General features: G+C 62.1%; 13 protein-coding genes. 7 read left to right on the top strand and 6 right to left on the bottom strand.

Translation table 11 applies throughout. The features are described 5' to 3' along the window. Positions 1 to 152: 152 nt before the first annotated feature. From pepN to ABT23_RS04600, 3 genes are all read right to left on the bottom strand, one after another. Positions 153 to 2834 carry an aminopeptidase N gene (gene pepN, locus ABT23_RS04610; protein ID WP_296631834.1) on the bottom strand — a complete coding sequence of 894 codons (2682 nt, stop codon included), beginning with the start codon at positions 2832 to 2834 and terminating at the stop codon, positions 153 to 155. A gap of 24 nt (positions 2835 to 2858) precedes the next feature. Then, a protein-coding gene (prfB, locus tag ABT23_RS04605; RefSeq protein WP_363928506.1) for a peptide chain release factor 2 occupies positions 2859 to 3963 on the bottom strand; the annotation gives its coding sequence in 2 pieces (ribosomal slippage) (positions 2859 to 3881 and positions 3883 to 3963; 1104 coding nt in all). A 14-nt stretch (positions 3964 to 3977) separates the two neighbouring features. Continuing rightward, positions 3978 to 5258, bottom strand: a complete 1281-nt coding sequence (locus tag ABT23_RS04600) for an MgtC/SapB family protein (RefSeq protein WP_296631829.1) — start codon at positions 5256 to 5258, stop codon at positions 3978 to 3980. 254 nt (positions 5259 to 5512) lie between these two features. On the opposite strand from ABT23_RS04600, the gene ABT23_RS04595 reads away from it, so the two are divergent. The 4 genes from ABT23_RS04595 to ABT23_RS04580 all read left to right on the top strand — a co-directional run bounded on the left by ABT23_RS04595 (position 5513) and on the right by ABT23_RS04580 (position 7900). Further along, positions 5513 to 6562, top strand: a complete 1050-nt coding sequence (locus ABT23_RS04595; RefSeq protein ID WP_296631826.1) for a c-type cytochrome — start codon at positions 5513 to 5515, stop codon at positions 6560 to 6562. After that, a complete protein-coding gene (locus tag ABT23_RS04590) occupies positions 6559 to 7026 on the top strand; it encodes a DUF302 domain-containing protein (protein ID WP_296631823.1) in 468 nt (155 codons plus the stop codon). Before ABT23_RS04595 ends, ABT23_RS04590 begins: the two co-directional genes overlap by 4 nt. Before the next feature lie 160 nt (positions 7027 to 7186). After that, positions 7187 to 7630: a universal stress protein gene (locus ABT23_RS04585; protein ID WP_296631820.1), complete on the top strand. Its 444-nt coding sequence runs from the start codon at positions 7187 to 7189 to the stop codon at positions 7628 to 7630. A 36-nt stretch (positions 7631 to 7666) separates the two neighbouring features. Beyond that, entirely contained in the window at positions 7667 to 7900 is a 234-nt protein-coding gene (locus ABT23_RS04580; protein WP_296631818.1) for a hypothetical protein, read from the top strand. Between the two features lie 82 nt (positions 7901 to 7982). Here the strand turns inward: ABT23_RS04580 and dsrA are convergent, their stop codons facing one another. Continuing rightward, complete coding sequence (gene dsrA, locus ABT23_RS04575; protein ID WP_296631815.1) at positions 7983 to 9287, bottom strand: dissimilatory-type sulfite reductase subunit alpha; 1305 nt, start codon at positions 9285 to 9287, stop codon at positions 7983 to 7985. Positions 9288 to 9823: 536 nt separating this feature from the next. On the opposite strand from dsrA, the gene ABT23_RS04570 reads away from it, so the two are divergent. The 3 genes from ABT23_RS04570 to ABT23_RS04560 are packed head-to-tail and all read left to right on the top strand — an operon-like array spanning position 9824 to position 13872. Beyond that, positions 9824 to 10216, top strand: a complete 393-nt coding sequence (locus tag ABT23_RS04570) for a response regulator (protein ID WP_296631812.1) — start codon at positions 9824 to 9826, stop codon at positions 10214 to 10216. Between the two features lie 6 nt (positions 10217 to 10222). Then, entirely contained in the window at positions 10223 to 11290 is a 1068-nt protein-coding gene (locus tag ABT23_RS04565; RefSeq protein WP_296631809.1) for an HD domain-containing phosphohydrolase, read from the top strand. A gap of 50 nt (positions 11291 to 11340) precedes the next feature. Next, on the top strand, positions 11341 to 13872 hold the full coding sequence (locus tag ABT23_RS04560; protein ID WP_296631806.1) for a response regulator: 2532 nt from the start codon (positions 11341 to 11343) through the stop codon (positions 13870 to 13872). Between the two features lie 186 nt (positions 13873 to 14058). Here ABT23_RS04560 and ABT23_RS04555 read toward each other — a convergent pair whose 3' ends face one another. After that, positions 14059 to 16413, bottom strand: coding sequence for a serine protease (locus tag ABT23_RS04555; RefSeq protein WP_296631804.1), 2355 nt, complete (start codon positions 16411 to 16413; stop codon positions 14059 to 14061). Next, positions 16410 to 17465: a tetratricopeptide repeat protein gene (locus ABT23_RS04550; RefSeq protein WP_296631801.1), complete on the bottom strand. Its 1056-nt coding sequence runs from the start codon at positions 17463 to 17465 to the stop codon at positions 16410 to 16412. The genes ABT23_RS04555 and ABT23_RS04550 overlap by 4 nt, the downstream gene beginning before the upstream one ends. Positions 17466 to 17523 lie beyond the last annotated feature (58 nt).

The raw sequence follows: 17523 nt of genomic DNA, 5'->3' as shown, positions 1-17523 counted from the left end.
AGTGGCTGTTCAAGATCGCATAGCGGGCGGAGTTGGCTCGGAACCCGCCGGCAGCGGCCGAATACCAGCCGTAGCGACTTCTTCTCTGACTGACCGCTACGGGCGACGGCAGCCCAACAACTTCAGCCAACAAGCACCTGTTCGGCCGACGATCAAGCCTTCAACGCATTCCCCACCACTTCAGCTACGTCCTTCGCCAGCCCCTCGACCGCCGCGATGCGCTCCAGCGCGGCGCGTGCATGGGCCTGTCGGCTGGCGTCGAACTGCCGCCAGCGGTCGAAGCTGCGCGCGATGCGGGAGGCGACCTGCGGGTTCATGGCTTGCAGGTCGGCGATGACGTCGGCGGCGAGCGCGTAGCCTGCGCCGTCGGCGGCGTGGAAGGCGCGCGGGTTGGCGCCGCAGAAGCCGCGGATGAGGGCGTAGACGCGGTTGGGATTCTTGAGATCGAACGCCGGGTGGCGCATGAGTTCGCGCACGGTGGCGGCGGCGGCGGTGCGCGCGGTGGCCTGGATGGACAGCCATTTGTCGACGACCAGGGCTTCGTCGTGCCATTGGTCGTAGAAGGCGGTGAGCGCGGGCGCACGTTCGGGTACGTCGAGCTGGGCGAGGGTGGCCAGCGCGGCGGCGACGTCGGTCATGTTGCTGCCGCTTTGAATTTGCGCGACGAGGCGCGGCGCGATGTCCGCTGGTGCGGCGTCGGCCAGATAGGCCAGGCAGGTGTTGCGCAAGCTCCGGCGGCCGGCTTGTGCACCGTCGGGCGCGTAGTCGCCAGTGGGGGCGAGCGCCTGCCAGGCGGCTTCGAACCGGGGGCGCAAGGCCGCGGCAAGCGTGCGGCGCAGGGCAAGCCGTGCGGCAAAGATCGCGTCGGGGTCGATCACGCCGCCGGCGGCGGCGACGGTGTCGGCGAGCACGGTTTCGGACGGCAGCGCCAGCGCTTCGGCAGCCAGCGCGGCATCGCCCGCCAGGCCGTCGCCCAGCACACGCGCGCAGGCGTCGATGAAGGTGGACGGAATCCAGTCCGTGCCTGCTCCGCCTTGTGCGATGCCCGCCAGCAGCACGCGCGTGGCGAGGCGCTGGCCGGCCTCCCAGCGGTTGAAGGCGTCGGCGTCATGCGCCATCAGGTGGGCGAGCTCAAAGTCGCTCTGCTCGAAGTCCAGCCGCACCGGCGCGGAAAAATTGCGCAGCAGCGACACGACCGGCGCGGCAGGCACGCGCTCGAAGACGTAGGTTTGCGTGGGCTGGGTCAACGACAGCACGCGGGTGGTGGATGTCCCGATTTCGCCGGCGAGTTGTAGCGTGGCGTCGCGGCCGTCTGGCAGCACGAGGCCGACGGCGACGGGAATGTGCAGGGCGCCGTCGTCCACGACCTGGCCGGCATCGAGCAGCCGTTTTTCGTAGGCGGTGGGCGCCAGGGTCTGTGTCAGCGTGAGCGTGTAGGTCTGCGCCGTCGCGTCGTAAACGCCGCTCGCTTTCAGCACCGGCGTGCCGGCGCGCGCATACCAGCGGCGGAACTGCGTGAGGTCGACTTGGCTCGCGTCAGCCATCGCCGCGACGAAATCCTCGCAGGTGACGGCCTGGCCGTCGTGGCGTTCGAAATACAACTTCATGCCGCGCTGGAAGCCGTCTTCTCCAAGCAGGGTGTGGATCATGCGGATGACTTCCGCGCCCTTGTTGTAGACAGTGGCGGTGTAGAAGTTGTTGATCTCGGCGTAGGAGGCGGGCCGGATCGGGTGCGCCATCGGGCCGGCGTCCTCGGGAAACTGGCTGGCACGCAGGCCACGCACTTCCTGGATGCGGGTGACGGGGCGCGAGTGCACGTCGGCGCCGAATTCCTGGTCGCGGAACACGGTGAGGCCTTCCTTCAGCGACAGCTGGAACCAGTCGCGGCAGGTGACGCGGTTGCCGGTCCAGTTGTGGAAGTACTCGTGCGCGACGACGCGGTCGATGCCCTGGTAGTCGGCATCGGTGGCGGTGTCGGGGCGGGCCAGCACGTACTTGGTGTTGAAGATGTTGAGGCCCTTGTTTTCCATGGCCCCCATGTTGAAGTCGCCGACCGCCACGATCATGTAGCGGTCGAGGTCGTACTCCAGGCCGAAGCGCGTTTCGTCCCAGTGCATGGCTTTTTTCAGCGCGGCCATCGCATGGTCGCACTGGTCGAGCTTGCCGGGTTCGACAAAGATTTCGAGCCTGACCGGGCGGCCCGACGCGGTGGTGAACGTGTCTTCCAGCACGTCGAGCCTGGCGGCGACCAGCGCGAACAGGTACGCCGGCTTGGGGAAGGGGTCCTCCCAGCACACCCAGTGGCGCGACGCGTCGTCGCTGTTGCCTGCGGCGACCGGGTTGCCGTTCGACAGCAGCACCGGAAAGCGCGCGCGGTCGGCTTCCACCGTGCAGCTGAATGTCGCCATCACGTCCGGCCGGTCCGGGAAGAAGGTGATGCGGCGGAAGCCTTCGGCTTCGCACTGGGTGAAATAGCCGTCTTTCGATTTGTAAAGGCCGGAGAGCTGGGTGTTCTGGTCCGGATGAATGTGCACCGTGGTTTCAAGCCGAAACGTATCGGGCAGCGGCGCAGCGATCGTCAACCGGTCTTCGGCGTGGAGGTACCGTGCCGGGTCGAGCACGGCGCCATCCAGCGTCACGCTCGTCAACTCCAGCGCTTCGCCGTTCAGCACCAGCGGACTCGCTTGAGCGGCCGGATTGCGCCGGCAGGCGAGACGGCTTTTGATCTCGGCATGACCCTCGAAAATGCCCACGTGCAGGTCGACCGAGTCGATCAGCCAGGCGGGCGGGGCGTAGTCCTTGAGAAACAGCGTGACGGGGGTGTCGGTACGCATGGCGTCTCCCAGGAATGCGCGGGCTTAAACGCCCTGTTTCAGGCTCGCTTCGATGAACACGTCCAGATCGCCGTCGAGCACTTTCTGCGTGGCGGAGACCTCGACGTTGGTGCGTAGATCCTTGATGCGCGAGTTGTCGAGCACGTAGCTGCGGATCTGGTGGCCCCAGCCCACGTCCGACTTGCCGGCCTCGAGCTTGTCCTGCTCGGCCTGGCGCTTGCGCAGTTCTGCTTCGTAGAGCTTGGACTTCAGCATCGACATCGCCTCGGCGCGGTTCTTGTGCTGCGAGCGGTCGTTCTGGCACTGCACCACGATGTTGGTGGGCAGGTGGGTGATACGCACCGCGGAATCGGTCTTGTTGATGTGCTGACCGCCGGCGCCAGACGCGCGGTAGGTGTCGATGCGCAGGTCGGCGGGGTTGATGTCGACCTCGATCGAATCGTCGACTTCCGGATAGACGAACACGCTGGCGAAGCTGGTGTGGCGGCCGCCGGACGAATCGAACGGCGATTTGCGCACCAGGCGGTGGACGCCGGTTTCGGTGCGCAGGGTGCCGTAGGCGTATTCGCCTTCGATCTTGATGCTGGCGGACTTGATGCCGGCGACGTCGCCTTCGGATTCTTCCAGCAGCTCGGCCTTGAAGCCCTTGCGTTCGGCGTATTTCAGGTATTGCCGCAGCAGCATCGATGCCCAGTCGCAGGCCTCGGTGCCGCCGGCGCCGGCCTGGATGTCGACGAAGCAGTTGCTGGGGTCGGCCGGATTGTTGAACATGCGGCGGAATTCCAGCGTGGAGACGTCCTTCTCGATGCCGGCGATGTCGGACTGCACAGCAGCGAGCGTGTCGTCGTCGTTTTCCTCGCGCGCCATCTCGAACAGTTCGGCGGCGTCCTTCAGGCCCGACGCCACGCGGTCGAGCACCTGCACCACGTCTTCCAGCGACTTGCGTTCACGACCGAGTTCCTGGGCGCGGGCGGCGTCATTCCAGAAGTCCGGCGCCTCCGACAGGCGGATGACTTCTTCTAGGCGATCTTTCTTGTGATCGTAGTCAAAGAAACCCCCTGAGTTGGGTGGTGCGCTCGCCCAGGTCGGCGAGTTTGGCTTCGATCTGATTGAGGCTTTCAGCTTCCATGATTGTGCTCGGGATTATGCGGAAAAGCCGCGCATTATAGCCCACGCGATCACCAGTCCCAGACCGATCGCACCCATGCCCGCCACCGCGTGACGTGCCATCTGCCAGCCGCCGATGACCAGGGTGAGCAGCGACTTGAAGGCCAGGTTGGCCAGCGTGGCGAGCGTGACGACGTTGACCACGACTGCAACTGGCAGCTTGTCCAGGTCATACAGGCGCAAGCTGGACAGCGTGATGGCATCCACGTCGGTCAGCCCCGATACCAGCGCCACCGCATACAGCCCGCGCGTCCCCAGCCAGTCCGACAGCCAGGCCGCCGCCAGCAGCACGATCGCATACATCAGGCCGAAGCCCAGTGCCGTGCGCAGTTCGGTGGGGTTGGCCATCGCCAGTGCAGGCATTTCGCCCTGCGGCCGCAGCCGGCGCACGCCGTAGATTGCGCCGAGGCCGCCGATGGCCAGCCCGCCGACCAGCACCGGCAGCAGTTGCGGCAGCACGCCGGGTGCCAGCACTGCGGCCAGCACGCCCAGCCGCACCTCGACCACCAGGTTGGCGAGCACGATGACGATCACGGCGATCGGCATCATGTCCCGGCTAGTGCGGGCGTGGCGGCTGAAGGCCAGGGTCGTCGCGGTGGACGACACCAGCCCGCCCAGCAGGCCCAGCATCACCGCGCCCCGTTCCTGGCCGACCAGCCGCAGCGCCGCATAGCCCGCCAGGCCCACGCCGGCGATCAGCACCACCATCCACCAGATCTGATAGGGGTTGAGCGCGCCGTAGGGACCGTAATTCCGGTTCGGCACCAGCGGCAGGATGATCAGCGCCAGCACAGCGAACTGCAGGACCGACAGCAGGTCGTGGCGGCTCATGCGCTGGCTCCAGCCGCGCAGTTCGGGCTTGAAATACAGCAGCATGGTCGCGACGATGCCCAGCATGACCGCCAGCTGGATCTCTTCGTGCCACACCATCACGCCGAGGCCGTAGCACAACATCAGCGCCGCCACGGTCGTCGTCCCGGGGTCGCCGTCCTGGGGCGGCGATTGCAGATAAGCTGCGATCATCATCGCGCCGACCAGGAACAGCCCCACCGCGATCAGCCACAATTCGCCCAGGGTCGTTGCAAGATGCGCCGCCAGCACGCCGAGCAGCGCCGTCAGGGCAAAGGTGCGCAGGCCGGCCTTGGCCGCCGGATTGCGCTCGCGCTCCAGGCCCATCAGGAGGCCGATTGCCAGAGCCACGACGTAGCGCGGCAACGAGGCCAGTTCGGGGGGCAACCAGTTGATCAGTTCTTTCATCGTTGTGCGTTCAAAGGGATGCGTGGAGTATCGTAGCGTCGGTTGGGCGCGGTTTTGCATGGCTTCCCGGCTTTGCAAAACCGATCGATACGGCTATAGCAGATAGGCAGGCGGGGCGATGGCGGGCTCCGCCTGCGCATATTTTTGCATGCCCCGGCAATCAATCGCGCGAAACCGGTTTGTTTTGGGGATTTACAGGTTTAGAATAAATATTAAGATATTCATGTATTCTTATTGAACGGAGAGAAACGCTCATGCTGCTTCGTCTATTTGCATTGATCCTGCTTGGCGGATTGGGCTGCTCACAGGCCCAGGCGGATCTGAACGGCGCCAAGCTGTATGCGCGCAACTGCGCCGCCTGTCATGGCGAAAAAGGCACGGGCGGCATCGGTGTTCCCCTGGCGCTGCCTTCGTTCCAGGCCAGCATCAGCGACGACTACCTGCGCAAGACCATCCACCTGGGTCGTCCGGGCCGGGTCATGCCGACCTTTTCCAGCCTGAAGGAAGACGAAATCGACGCCATCGTCGGCTACGTGCGCTCCTGGAACCACGGACCGGCCGTCACCTATTCGGACAAGCCGGTACAGGGCAATCCGACGCACGGCAAGCAGCTGTTCCAGAAATACTGCGTCGCCTGCCATGGCGTCAATGGCGAAGGCGCAAAAGGCACGGGGGTGACCTTCTCGCGGCCGCGCGATCTGCCCATCATGGCGCCCGCGCTGCACAACCCCGGCTTCCTGGCTGCAGCGCCCGACGCCATGATCAAGGCCACGCTGATGAAAGGGCGCGCAGGCACGCCGATGGTGTCCTTCCTCAAGCAGGGACTCAAGGAAAAGGACATCGACGATATCGTCAGCTATGTACGCAGCTTCGAGAAGCAACCGCTTGCAGGCTCAGCGCAGGTATTGCAGGCGGAAACTCCGGTGATCGTTCGCGACTCGCCCTATGACCTGAAAACCACCGTGGAAAACGTCAAGACGGCGGTGACCACCCACAACTTCTTCTATGGACGGGTGCAGACGCTGGAATATGGCCTGACCAAGCCGGAAAACGAAAACCCGAAACAGGTCATCGTCTATTTCTGCAACATCAGCCTGCTCAACCAGGCCCTGGCCATCGATCCGCGTGTCGGCATGTTCCTGCCTTGCCGCATCACCATCCTGGAAAAACCCGACGGCAAGGTCCAGGTAATGTCGGTCAACCCCAAGGTGCTGAGCCGGCTGTTCAACAATTCCGAGTTGAATGAATTGTGCGAACAGATGAAGCAGAACTACACCGCCATCATGGAGGAATCGACGCTATGAAGAAGCTGATCCAGAAAATGGGCGTCGCTGTCCTGGCGCTGCTTGCCCTCGGTTCGCCCGCCCTGGCGGAAGACCTGATCATGGCGCGCGTGAACGCGCCCTTTCCCGAGGCAATGACGCTGCTGCAAAGCGCCATTTCGTCCCGCGGCTATACGATCACCCGCCTGCAGCAGGTGAACGAGAACCTGGCCCGGCGCGAATTCAAGAGCGACATGTACCGCGTGGTGTATTTCGGCAAGCTGGATGAAGTGCGGCAGGTGACGGCCGCCCATCCCGAACTGATTCCCTTCCTGCCGCTGAACATCACGATTTTTGCGGAAGGCGAACAGGCCATTCTGGTGGCGAGCCATCCGCAGGCGCTGCAGCAGTTTTTCCCGGATCCGGCCCTGAAGCCCGTGCTGGAGCGCTGGGAAAAGGACATGGACGAGATCATGGACGAATTGCGCGAGGGCGCCAACTCGTAAACGCAGCGTCCGCCGCCCCGCGCTTGCCGCCCGGCAGCGTCGGACGGAAATCAATGGACTATGATGAATTCACACGGTCTGCAGCCTGTCGTGAAGAGGGCTAACGGCTGCGAGGCGCCCAGCTTTTTCCCCGGACGCACGCACGTGAGAGAGGTGCATCATGTACAAGTCCATTATGGTGGCGATCGATGGCAGCCAGACCTCCGAACTGGCGCTGAACGAGGCCATTCAATTTGCCAGAGCGGCGGGATCGCGCCTGCGCATTGTCAACGTGGTGGATGAAGTCAACCTCAACTGGTCTGAATTCCCGAACACGGCAGAACTCTGGAACGTGCTGGCCGCCAGCGGGCGTGCGCTGCTCGGCAAGGCGGCTTCCACGGCAGCCGAGGCCGGCGTCGAGGCCGACACCCGGCTGATCGAGCTGGACCGGCTGGGCGATCGCATCCCCGATGTCCTGGCGCGCGAAGCCGACGCCTGGCCGGCCGATCTGATCGTGGTCGGGACGCATGGCCGGCGCGGTCTGAGCCACCTGTTCCTGGGGAGCGTCGCCGAGGGGATCGTGCGCGTGGCGAGCAAGCCGGTCCTGCTCGTTCGCGGCAAGTAGCCGTGTTTTTCTCCCGTCTGCGATAAGGAGAGCAAGATGAACGCAAGACTGAATGACGTGCTTGTGCATATCAACGAAACGCTCGACGATGAGGCATTGCATCGCCTCGAAGAGGGCATCCGCCATGATGCGGGCGTGATCTCGGTGGGACATCGCCCGGAAAAAACACACATGATCATGGTGGTCTACGATACGGACGCCACCCGGGCATCCAGCCTGCTCCATCGCTTCGAGGAACGAGGACTGCACGCCCAGCTTGTCGGGCTGTGACGCCCGCCTGGCCCATCAGACAACTACCCGCGCCGGAACCCGCGCAAGCGCAGGCGACGTCATGCGGCCATATCGGTCCCGCTCAGGCTGCTTTCTGCTTGTATTCCACCCATTTGGCCACCTGTTCGTCCCAGTCGTCGGAACGGAAGTAGGGGTTGGAACGCGGCTCCTTGATCATGTTGGGATCGACCGGGATATCCATGCCTTCGAGGAAATTGGCGAGCCCGATCCGCTCGATCATTTCGCCGGTGCGCTCGTGGTCGAGCGCATTCTCCGCGAAGAAGTCGAGGATGTTGCGCGCCAGTTCGTTCAGCTTCTCGAAGTCCTCGTCGGTTTCCAGCTTCATGAACGGAATGATCACGCTGCCCATGGTGGCGCCGATCTTCAGCACGCCCTTGCCGCCCACCAGGATGGTCACCCCCTTGTCCTTGCCGGGCAGCAGACCGCCGGGAATGACGTTGAGACAGTGCATGCAGCGCACGCAGTTCTTGTTGTCGATGCACAGGGCGTTGCCGTCGCCAAGATGCGCCACCGAGGTATGTTCGCCCGCCTGCACTTGATCGGCCGGCACCACGGTAATGGCCTTGGTCGGGCAGCGGCCGACTACATCGTTGTAGAGGTCGTGCATGCCGTGCACCTTGTAATAGTCCTGCACCAGCGTCTCGTTGATGCGAATGTTGTCGCGCCAGGTGCCGATGGTCGCCATGTCCGAACGCTGGATCGCGTTGACGCAGTCGTTCGGGCAGCCGGAGAACTTGAACTTGAACTTGTAGGGCAGCGACGGACGGTGCATGTCGTCGATGTTGTTGTTGATGACGGTGCGCAGCGCCCGCGCCTCGTCGAAACACGACATTTCGCAGCGCGCCGAACCGACGCAGGACATCGAGGTGCGCAGCGCCGGGCCGGCGCCGCCGAGGTCGAAGCCGATTTCGTTGAGGCCGTTGAACACCGCCTGCACGTTCTCGCTGCTGACGCCCTGGAACATGATGTCGCCGGATTGGCCGTGGAACGCGATCAAGCCCGAGCCGCCGTTGTCGACCCACACGTCGCACAGCTTGCGCAGCAGGTCGGAGGTGTAGTGCATGCCGGCCGGCGGCTGCACGCGCAGCGTGTGGAATTCGGCGGCCTCGGGGAAGAGTGGCTTGCCGGATTCGTCCTTCAGTTCGGTGAAGCGCGGAATGATGCCGCCACCATAGCCGAACACGCCGACCGTGCCGCCCTTCCAGAAGCCCTTGCGGGCTTCGTAGGAGGTTTCCAGTTGGCCGAGCAGGTCAACCATCATGTCGTTGTCCTTGGCCAGGCGTTTGAGACCGGTCACGAAACTGGGCCACGGCCCGCTTTCAAGCTGGTCGAGCATGGGGGTGTCATGGAGGGGGCGAGTAGACATGGCAGTCTCCAGGGAATAAGGAAGACCTTCTCCAGTCTAGACAATACTTGAGTGATTTTATCGGGATTACCCAAATGGGTAGGAAATGGGTAGGTTTTTATGTAACACATTGTTTTTGTTATTAGTGTGTTGTCATGTCCGTGCCATTTTCCATGCCGCGTGCTTTGGGTGGGTTGGATAGGCAATCCTCTGCGGCCGTAAGCCGACTGACGTGCCGGGGATCAGGCCCGGCGTTTCGTGAACTCGATGTCCAGGCTGTTTCATGAGAGGTCTGCGCTGGTACAGACGCCGCGCAGATATGCCGGCTGGACCGGCAGCCGTACCCCGTTGTTTAATAAGGCCGCGCAATTCGGGGTAGACATGACATGAAGAGGCAGGGTCGCACGGCGGAGCATAACCATTAATTCTCGGTGAATGGCCTATGCTGTGCTGTAATCGAAGCGTGCGCTGGCCTTGCCGGCCGCATCGACACGAACATCAAAATAAAAAATCAAAGCGGGGGAACAGTCCGAACCGGAAGGCTGAGGGAATGTACCGTGGCAACTGTCCTGATCATCGAAGACAACCCCCACAACATGAAGCTGGCGAGCTTTCTGTTGGAAAACGCCGGATACACAGTATTGCAGGCGAGCGACGCACAAGCCGGAATCGCGCTGGCGCGGATGCATCGGCCTGACATCATCCTGATGGATATTCAGCTGCCCGGGATGGACGGACTCGCTGCCACCCAAGTGATCAAGGCCGATGCCGGCTTGCGGCACAGCAAGGTTTTTGCGCTCACGGCCTTTGCCATGAAAGGCGACGAGGACAAGATCCGGGCGGCGGGCTGCGACGGCTATATCGCCAAACCCTTCAATTACCGAACGTTTCTCGAAACGATTGCCGCCGCACTGCCTGCCGGCGCGACCGTAGACCTGCACGGGGAATAGGCACACATGGACGCCGCCGTCATACAAAAAACCATCCTGATCGTCGATGACGACGCCAAGAACCGGGCCCATCTCTCGCTGCTGCTGAAATCCGAAGGCTATCTCACGTTCGAGGCGCAGAGCGGCGAAGCCGCCCTCCAGTGGGCGACGACGGAGAAGCCGGACCTCATCCTGCTCGATGCCATGATGCCGGGCATGGACGGCTTTCAGGTCGCGGCGGAACTCAAGGCCGCCGATGCCACCCGGGCCATCCCCATCATCATGGTGACCTCCCTGTCGGGACGCGAATCGAGGCTGGCCGCCCTGCAGAGCGGAGTCGAGGAATTCCTCACCAAGCCGGTGGACCGCGCGGAATTGTGGGTGCGCGTTCGCAACCTCCTGCGGCTCAAGGAATACAGCGATTTTCTCGCCAATTACAACCACACGCTGGAAGTGCAGGTGAGGGAACGCACCGAGCAACTCGTCGAAAGCCAGTTCGACACGCTCTACACCATTTTGCGCGCGGCGGAATTCCGCGACGAGGAGACCGGTGCGCATATCCGCCGCATCAGCCACTACTGCAAGCACCTGGCCGGACAACTGGGGATGCCGCAGGACTTCGTCGAGACGATCTATCATGCGAGTCCGCTGCACGACATCGGCAAAATCGGCGTGCCGGATATGGTCCTGCTCAAGCCGGGCCGCCTCGATCCGGTGGAGTGGGAGAGCATGAAGTCCCATGCCGAACTCGGCGCCAGGATCCTGGGCGGCGGGAAGACCACCTCGCCCTACACCCGCATGGGTGCGGCCATTGCCCAGAATCATCATGAGAAATGGGATGGCAGCGGCTATCCGGGTCGGCTCGTGGGGGACGCCATTCCGCTGGAAGCGCGGATCATGGCGATCTGCGACGTGTACGACGCGCTGCGCAGTGTCCGTCCCTACAAGGCCGCGTTTACCCACGAGCAGGCCTTCAGCCTGATCGTGGAGGGCGACGAGCGGACTCACCCCAGCCATTTCGATCCTGCCGTGCTGGCCGCGTTTATCCGCTGTGCCGACGTATTCAACGACATCTATCAATCGCACACCGATTGAGCGGTGGCGCGCGCACCTACCTTCCCGATCACACCAACACGAGCCTCGCCATGACAGAATCGACAGACTCCGGAAACGCCCGGGAGCGGGCCCTGTGGTACGGCCATGCGATGGAACAGCTGGTCGAGGTGGTGCAACGCCTGTCGATGGCGCGCGATCTGGCTACCGTGATGGACATCGTCAAGCATGCGGCGCGTGCACTCACCGGCGCCGACGGCGCAACCTTCGTGCTGCGCGACGGCGACAAATGCTTTTACGCCGACGAGGATGCGATCAGCCCCCTGTGGAAAGGGCAGCGTTTTCCCATGGATGTCTGCATCAGCGGCTGGGCCATGCTGAACCGGCAGCCTGCAGTGATCGAGGACATCTACGCCGATTCGCGCATTCCCGCCGATGCCTATCGCCCCACCTTCGTCAAAAGCCTGGCGATGGTGCCGATCCGCACCCTGGATCCGGTGGGCGCCATCGGAAACTACTGGGCGGAACGGCATCAACCGAGCCCGGAACAGGTGAAGGTGCTGCAGGCGCTCGCGGACACGACGGCGGTCGCGCTGGAGAACGTACAGGTCTACGCGGAACTCGAGAAGCGCGTTCGCGAACGCACCCTGGAGCTGGAAACCATCCTCGACAACATCCAGGTGGGCGTCGTTTTTTCCACCCACAACCGAATCGTGCGCGCCAATCCCAAGACGGCCGACCTGTTCGGCACGGTTTCGCCCGACGCGCTGGCGGGCACGCCGATCGGCTCGCTGCTGCAGCCGGCAGGAAGCGGGACGCTATGGGGCGACCCCGGGCAGGAACGTGCGCCAAGCGAGATCTTCGATACCGAAATCCAGCTGAAGCGCCAGGCCGTTCCGTTCTGGGCACACGTCGTCCACAAGCCGCTGGATCCCGAGCTTTATCCGGACGGCGCGATCTGGATGATCGACGACATCAGCGCCGCCAAGGAAAAGGAAAGCCTGCTCATCCAGATGCACCAGGCCGCCGAGGAATCGACCCGTTTCAAAAGCGAATTTCTGGCCAGCATGAGTCACGAACTGCGCACGCCGCTCAACGCGATCATCGGCTTCTCGGAAGTGTTGCGCGACGGCCTGGTCGGCGAACTGAACGACAAGCAGCACGAGTATCTGTGCGACATCTTCGACAGCGGCCAGCATCTGCTCGCGCTCATCAACGACGTGCTCGATCTATCCAAGGTCGAGGCGGGCAAGATGCACCTGGAACTGGAGAAGACCGATCCCATCCCCCTGTTGGGCGGCAGCCTCTCCATCGTCAAGGAGAAATCGCTGGCGCACCGGATCAGCCTGAAGCTGGAAGTGCCTGAAGAGATGGCGCCATGCTGGCTGGATCCGCGCAAGCTCAAGCAGATCGTCTACAACCTGCTTTCCAATGCGGTCAAATTCACGCCGGAAGGCGGCGCGGTCACGCTGCATGCCGGCGTGGTGACGCGCGAGGCGGCATTACAGCGGGCGGGCGACCTGCCCGAGGTGCGCACCCCGCTTCCCGAAAACATCGATGCCTTCCTGCAGATCGACGTGTCCGACAGCGGCATCGGCATCGAGGCGGACGACATGGCGCGGCTGTTTCAGCCTTTCGTCCAGATCGACAGCTCGCTGTCCCGCCGTTTCGAAGGAACGGGGCTGGGCCTGGCGCTGGTGCGCAAGCTGGCGGAGCTGCATGGCGGCGGCGTGCGGGTGGCCAGCCTGCCCGGCCGCGGCAGCCGCTTCACGGTATGGCTGCCTTACCGCGACACGCCCGGCGAAGCGGACAGGCAGGCCATCCTGGTCCGGCCCGATACCACGCCGGTGGTGGTGGAAGCACCGCGGGTGCTGGTGGTGGAGGACAACAACCAGGCGGCCGATCTCATCCGCATGCAACTGGAGGCCAACGGCTGCGAGGTCATGCGCGCGGCTTCGGCCCAGATCGCGCTCGCCATGCTGAACGAGTCGCCGTGGCCTGACCTGATCAGCCTCGATATCCTGCTGCCCGACATGGACGGCTGGGAGCTCCTCGCCCGGATCAAGCAGAACCCCCAGTTCGCGCAGACCCCCGTCGTCATCATGTCGATCGTCGCCGACTGCAGCAAGGGCTTCTCGCTGGGGGCCGCCGAGGTGCTGCAAAAGCCCGTGTTGAAGGATGGCCTCGATGCCGCGCTGGAGCGGCTCGGGCTTGGGCGCACCGACGAAGCCGGCGAGCCGCGGACCATCCTGGTCGTGGACGACGATCCGCACGCAGTCGAGCTCGCCATGGCCTACCTGAGATCCTTCCCCTTCAAGGTGCTGCAGGCGTCTGGCGGGGCCGAAGGCATTTCGATGGCGAAAACCCATTTGCCCAGCCTGATCATCCTCGACCTGATGATGCCGGAGGTAAGCGGCTTCGAAGTGGTGGAGGCGCTCGCCGCGCATCCCGAAACAGCCAAGATCCCCATCCTCGTCCTCACTGCCAAGCTGCTGACGGCGGAAGATCAGCATGCGTTGAACGGCCGCGTCACCCAGATCATGGAAAAGTCGGATTTCAACCAGCGCCGCTTCATGAGCGAAGTGTGGCGGGCGCTGGGTCGCAGGCAATTTGTCCCGCTGTAGTAGGCATCAGGGGAGTGCATGATTTTGGGTAGTTGACTGTCTCTTGTTCGGCCTAAGCGGTCTTACGCCGACCCAGGCAAAGGTGTCCGCTTATGCCTTTTGAGCGGTCGGATGTGTGCGGGCGATTTAAATAGGTTCGCCTCGTCAAAACAAACTCGACACGTGGCCTGCTTTGTATGGACTTCGTTAGTTTGAGTGAACAGATTTGGGTTTGCTTTCAATGTTATGGCGAAGCGATCGTGCCGCAATTGGGTCGAGTGTTCCTAATTGGTTGATAGCTTGAAGCGCGGCCTCCCTGTCACCTTGAGCCAGATCAGCTTCTGCCAATCTGCGCCAAATAATTGGATCCCGCGGGGCGATACGGATTGCTTGCTCGAGGTGCTTACGGGCATTTCCGGGCTGCATCATCTGTGTGAAGGCTTCGGCCATATACAGGCGTGCGTCGAGGGAATTAGGCGCTAACTTGATAGCATGGTCCAATGCTTGAATCGCCTCTCCCAATTGGCCCTGGCGCATTTTTGCTTCACCCAGATTGACCCAGGCGTTGGTGAAGTCCGGTTTCAGCCGGATTGCAGTTTCAAACGCTTTCACCGCCTCATCGTAACGCCCAAGCTTGAGCAGGGAATAACCCTTGTTGCTCCAGTTCTCTGGAATGCCGGGGTGAAGGGCGATAGCTTGCTCCATGTATTCCAGCGACGTGGCGTAATCGCCACGTTTGCCATAAACGGTAGCCAACACAAGCAGGGCGTTGACATCGGTAGGATCAAGGTTGTAAGCACGTTGCCCCGCAATCTTGGCATCGTCCAGCTTGCCTGCATTGACACTGGCACTCGCCAAGCCGGACCAGGCCACGATCTGGTCCGGCTGGATCACGGTCGCTTGCCTCCAGGCAGAGGCCGCACCGGTAAAGCTGCCTTGCTGATAACGGACTGAGCCCAAGCCCAGCCAGAAATTCACATCTTGGGGATTTAATTCGATCAGTTTATTGAAACTCTGTTCAGCGTCGGCGTAGTGCTTGAGGCTTATTTGAACGGTGGCGAGAGAAGACCAGGCCATGATAAGACGGGGATTCAGTCTGATGGCCTTGCGCAAACAGACTTCTGCCGCATCGAGGTTGCCCAGCTTGCCTTGCGACCAGCCTTGATAGGCCCAGGCTTCAGCCGATTCGGGATTAAGCTCTACCGCCTTGCGCCAAGCCTTGTCCGCTTCGGCTAAACGTCCACCCCTCTGCTCTGCCACCCCCAAGGCGATCCAGGTGTCCGCGTCATCAGGCCGGGAAGCGGTGCGCGCGCCCAGTAATTCTGCGGCCTCGGTTCTTTTGCCTTGCTCCAGCTGCAATCCGGCCAGCGCCTTGTTTAGATCGGCATCATCCGGATTCAGGCGCAACCCTTTGCGATATGCCTTTTCCGCGCAGGCGAGATCTTTCCTCTTGGTGCAGACGATTCCGACCATCTTCCAAGCTACGGGATTGCCGGGATTTAGACGAGCAGCAGTTTCATAGGCCGTTTGCGCAGCGTCCATCTGACCGCTGTTGATTTCAACGTCACCGAGCACGAGCCATGCTCGCGGGTCTTGCTGGTAGACCATGGACAAGGCGCGCTGAGCGAATTCGCGAGCTTCGGTGAATCGCCCTTGTTGGGTCAGAATTATGGCTTGGCTGCCTATTGCCGAGGCCAGGTGAGGATCCAACTTGGCCGCACGCTGGTAGTCCAGCATCGCTTGCTTCAATTGCCCTTGGTTTTTCAGGGCATCCCCACGGTTGATGAGTGCCAGAGCGGAAGTCGGGTAGGCAGCCAGCCAGCGGTCCGTCCATTCCTTAAGCGCTGGCCAGTTTCCTTGCCCGGACAACTTTCCGGCTTCGGTGAGCCAATCGGGGTCCGGAACGGGCTCTGGGGCAGAGGAGCTGGTTGCCTGAGCACGTTTCTCCAACTCTTCCAGCCAATCAGTGGGCAGGGCAATATTAAAATTCTGTCCGTAGCTGAAAATGCTGGTGGTCAGCCCGACCAGTCGGCCTTGGGCATCGAACAGGCCGCCCCCACTTGAGCCTGGCGACAGGGGTGCGCTGGTGTAGAGATGGGAGTCGTGTTCCATTTGTGGCAAGGCAGAAACGAGTCCGGAGCTGACCGTCAGCTCAAGGCCGAGAGGGTTACCCACCGCATAAACGGTTTCCCCGACCTTCAGGTCCGCGCGCTTACGCAGCGTGGCCGGTTTGGCCGACAGGCCGGGCACGCTCAGTAGGCAAACATCTCGTGGCAAATCGCTGCGCTGGAGATTTGCTTTCAGTTTCTTCCTTTGCCAGGTCACCTCGATGCCTCGGGCCTCATCTACGACATGACAGTTGGTGGCAACTTGTTCAGGTGCGACGACAACACCACTCCCTTGATTCTCGGGTTGGTTGTGTTCGTCGCGTGTTTCGATCGTGACCACTGCTGTCCGGGCCTGTTCGAATACCTTTTCGGCTTCTCCTGCCCATGTGGGTGACACAGCACATAGGGTAAGGAGAGGAAGTGCACAGACAAAACTGATGGTGGCCGAGTTCATGGTTGTGCCTCCATAGGAAACACAAAGTCCCGGTAGAACTGCTCGGCACGCACACCATCAAGTCCGCGTAGGCGCTGGTAAACACGGTGTACGTCATCCGGCCGATCGGCGTACGCGTACGTCTCGCCCAAGGCCTGCCATACTTTGGCCTGATCGGGTGCCAGACGTAATGATTGCTCGAGCGCTTTGATGGCCTCCGCGTAGTGTCCTGATTTTGCCTGGACAAAGCCGATCTGGCGCCATGGGAACGGGTCGTTTGGATATTTTCCGCTGAGTGCCTCGAACAGGGTGAGGGCTTCAGCCTCTTGCCCATCATCTTTCAGCATGACCCCCAGTTCTCCTTGATAAGAAAACTGGTTTGGCTCTAACCTGACTGCCTCGCGCTGAGCAGCGATCGCCTCGGGATACAGGTTCAGCTGGTAATACGCGGTGGCAAGTTGTTCCCAGGCCCAGTCGAGCCTGCTGGGGTTAGCTGCAATGCCGCGTTTGAGCGCTTCGATAGCGAGTCCATACGCACGTAGTTGAACGAGTACCGTGCCACGCCAGACATGCGTGTCGCCACTGTCCGGTGCGATCAGTGCGGCGCGATCTGCTGCTCTCAGCGCGCGGTTAGAAAGCCCAATGGAATAGTAGGCCTGAGCAAGGCGCAACCAGTAATCCGGACGTTCCGGCCCTATTTCAGTTAAATGGGCTGCGGCTTGGCGTGCGCTTTGGAAATCGCGGCGACTGGCGGCATTGTCAAACAACCGCTCCCAGGATTTGGCATCGACAGGATCAAGTTCGACTGCTCTAGTGAACGACTTCTCGCTTGCATCGACATGGCCCAATATCTGTTCGGTGACGCCCTGTGCGAACCACAGATCGGCAGTTTCCCGGTTCTGCTCGATGGCCGCCTGCAGCACGTCCAGAGCCTTTTCAGCCTGATTAAGGCGAAGCTGGTTCCGTACCAAGGCAAGGGTGATAGAAACTGAGGCTGGCATCCGGGCCAGGGATTTTTCATAAGCATCGACCGCACCTGACCAGTTTTGCCCCCCCTCGCTTGCCAATCCCAACCAGAGCCAGGGTTCATAATTTTCGGGTTGTTGACGCGACCAGTCCGTTGCAAGTTAG

The sequence above is a fragment of the Thiobacillus sp. SCN 63-57 genome (assembly GCF_001725555.1).
Lineage (GTDB): Bacteria > Pseudomonadota > Gammaproteobacteria > Burkholderiales > Thiobacillaceae > Thiobacillus.
The sequence above is the reverse complement of the archived record's forward strand: the minus strand, read 5'-3'. Positions and strand labels throughout refer to the sequence as shown.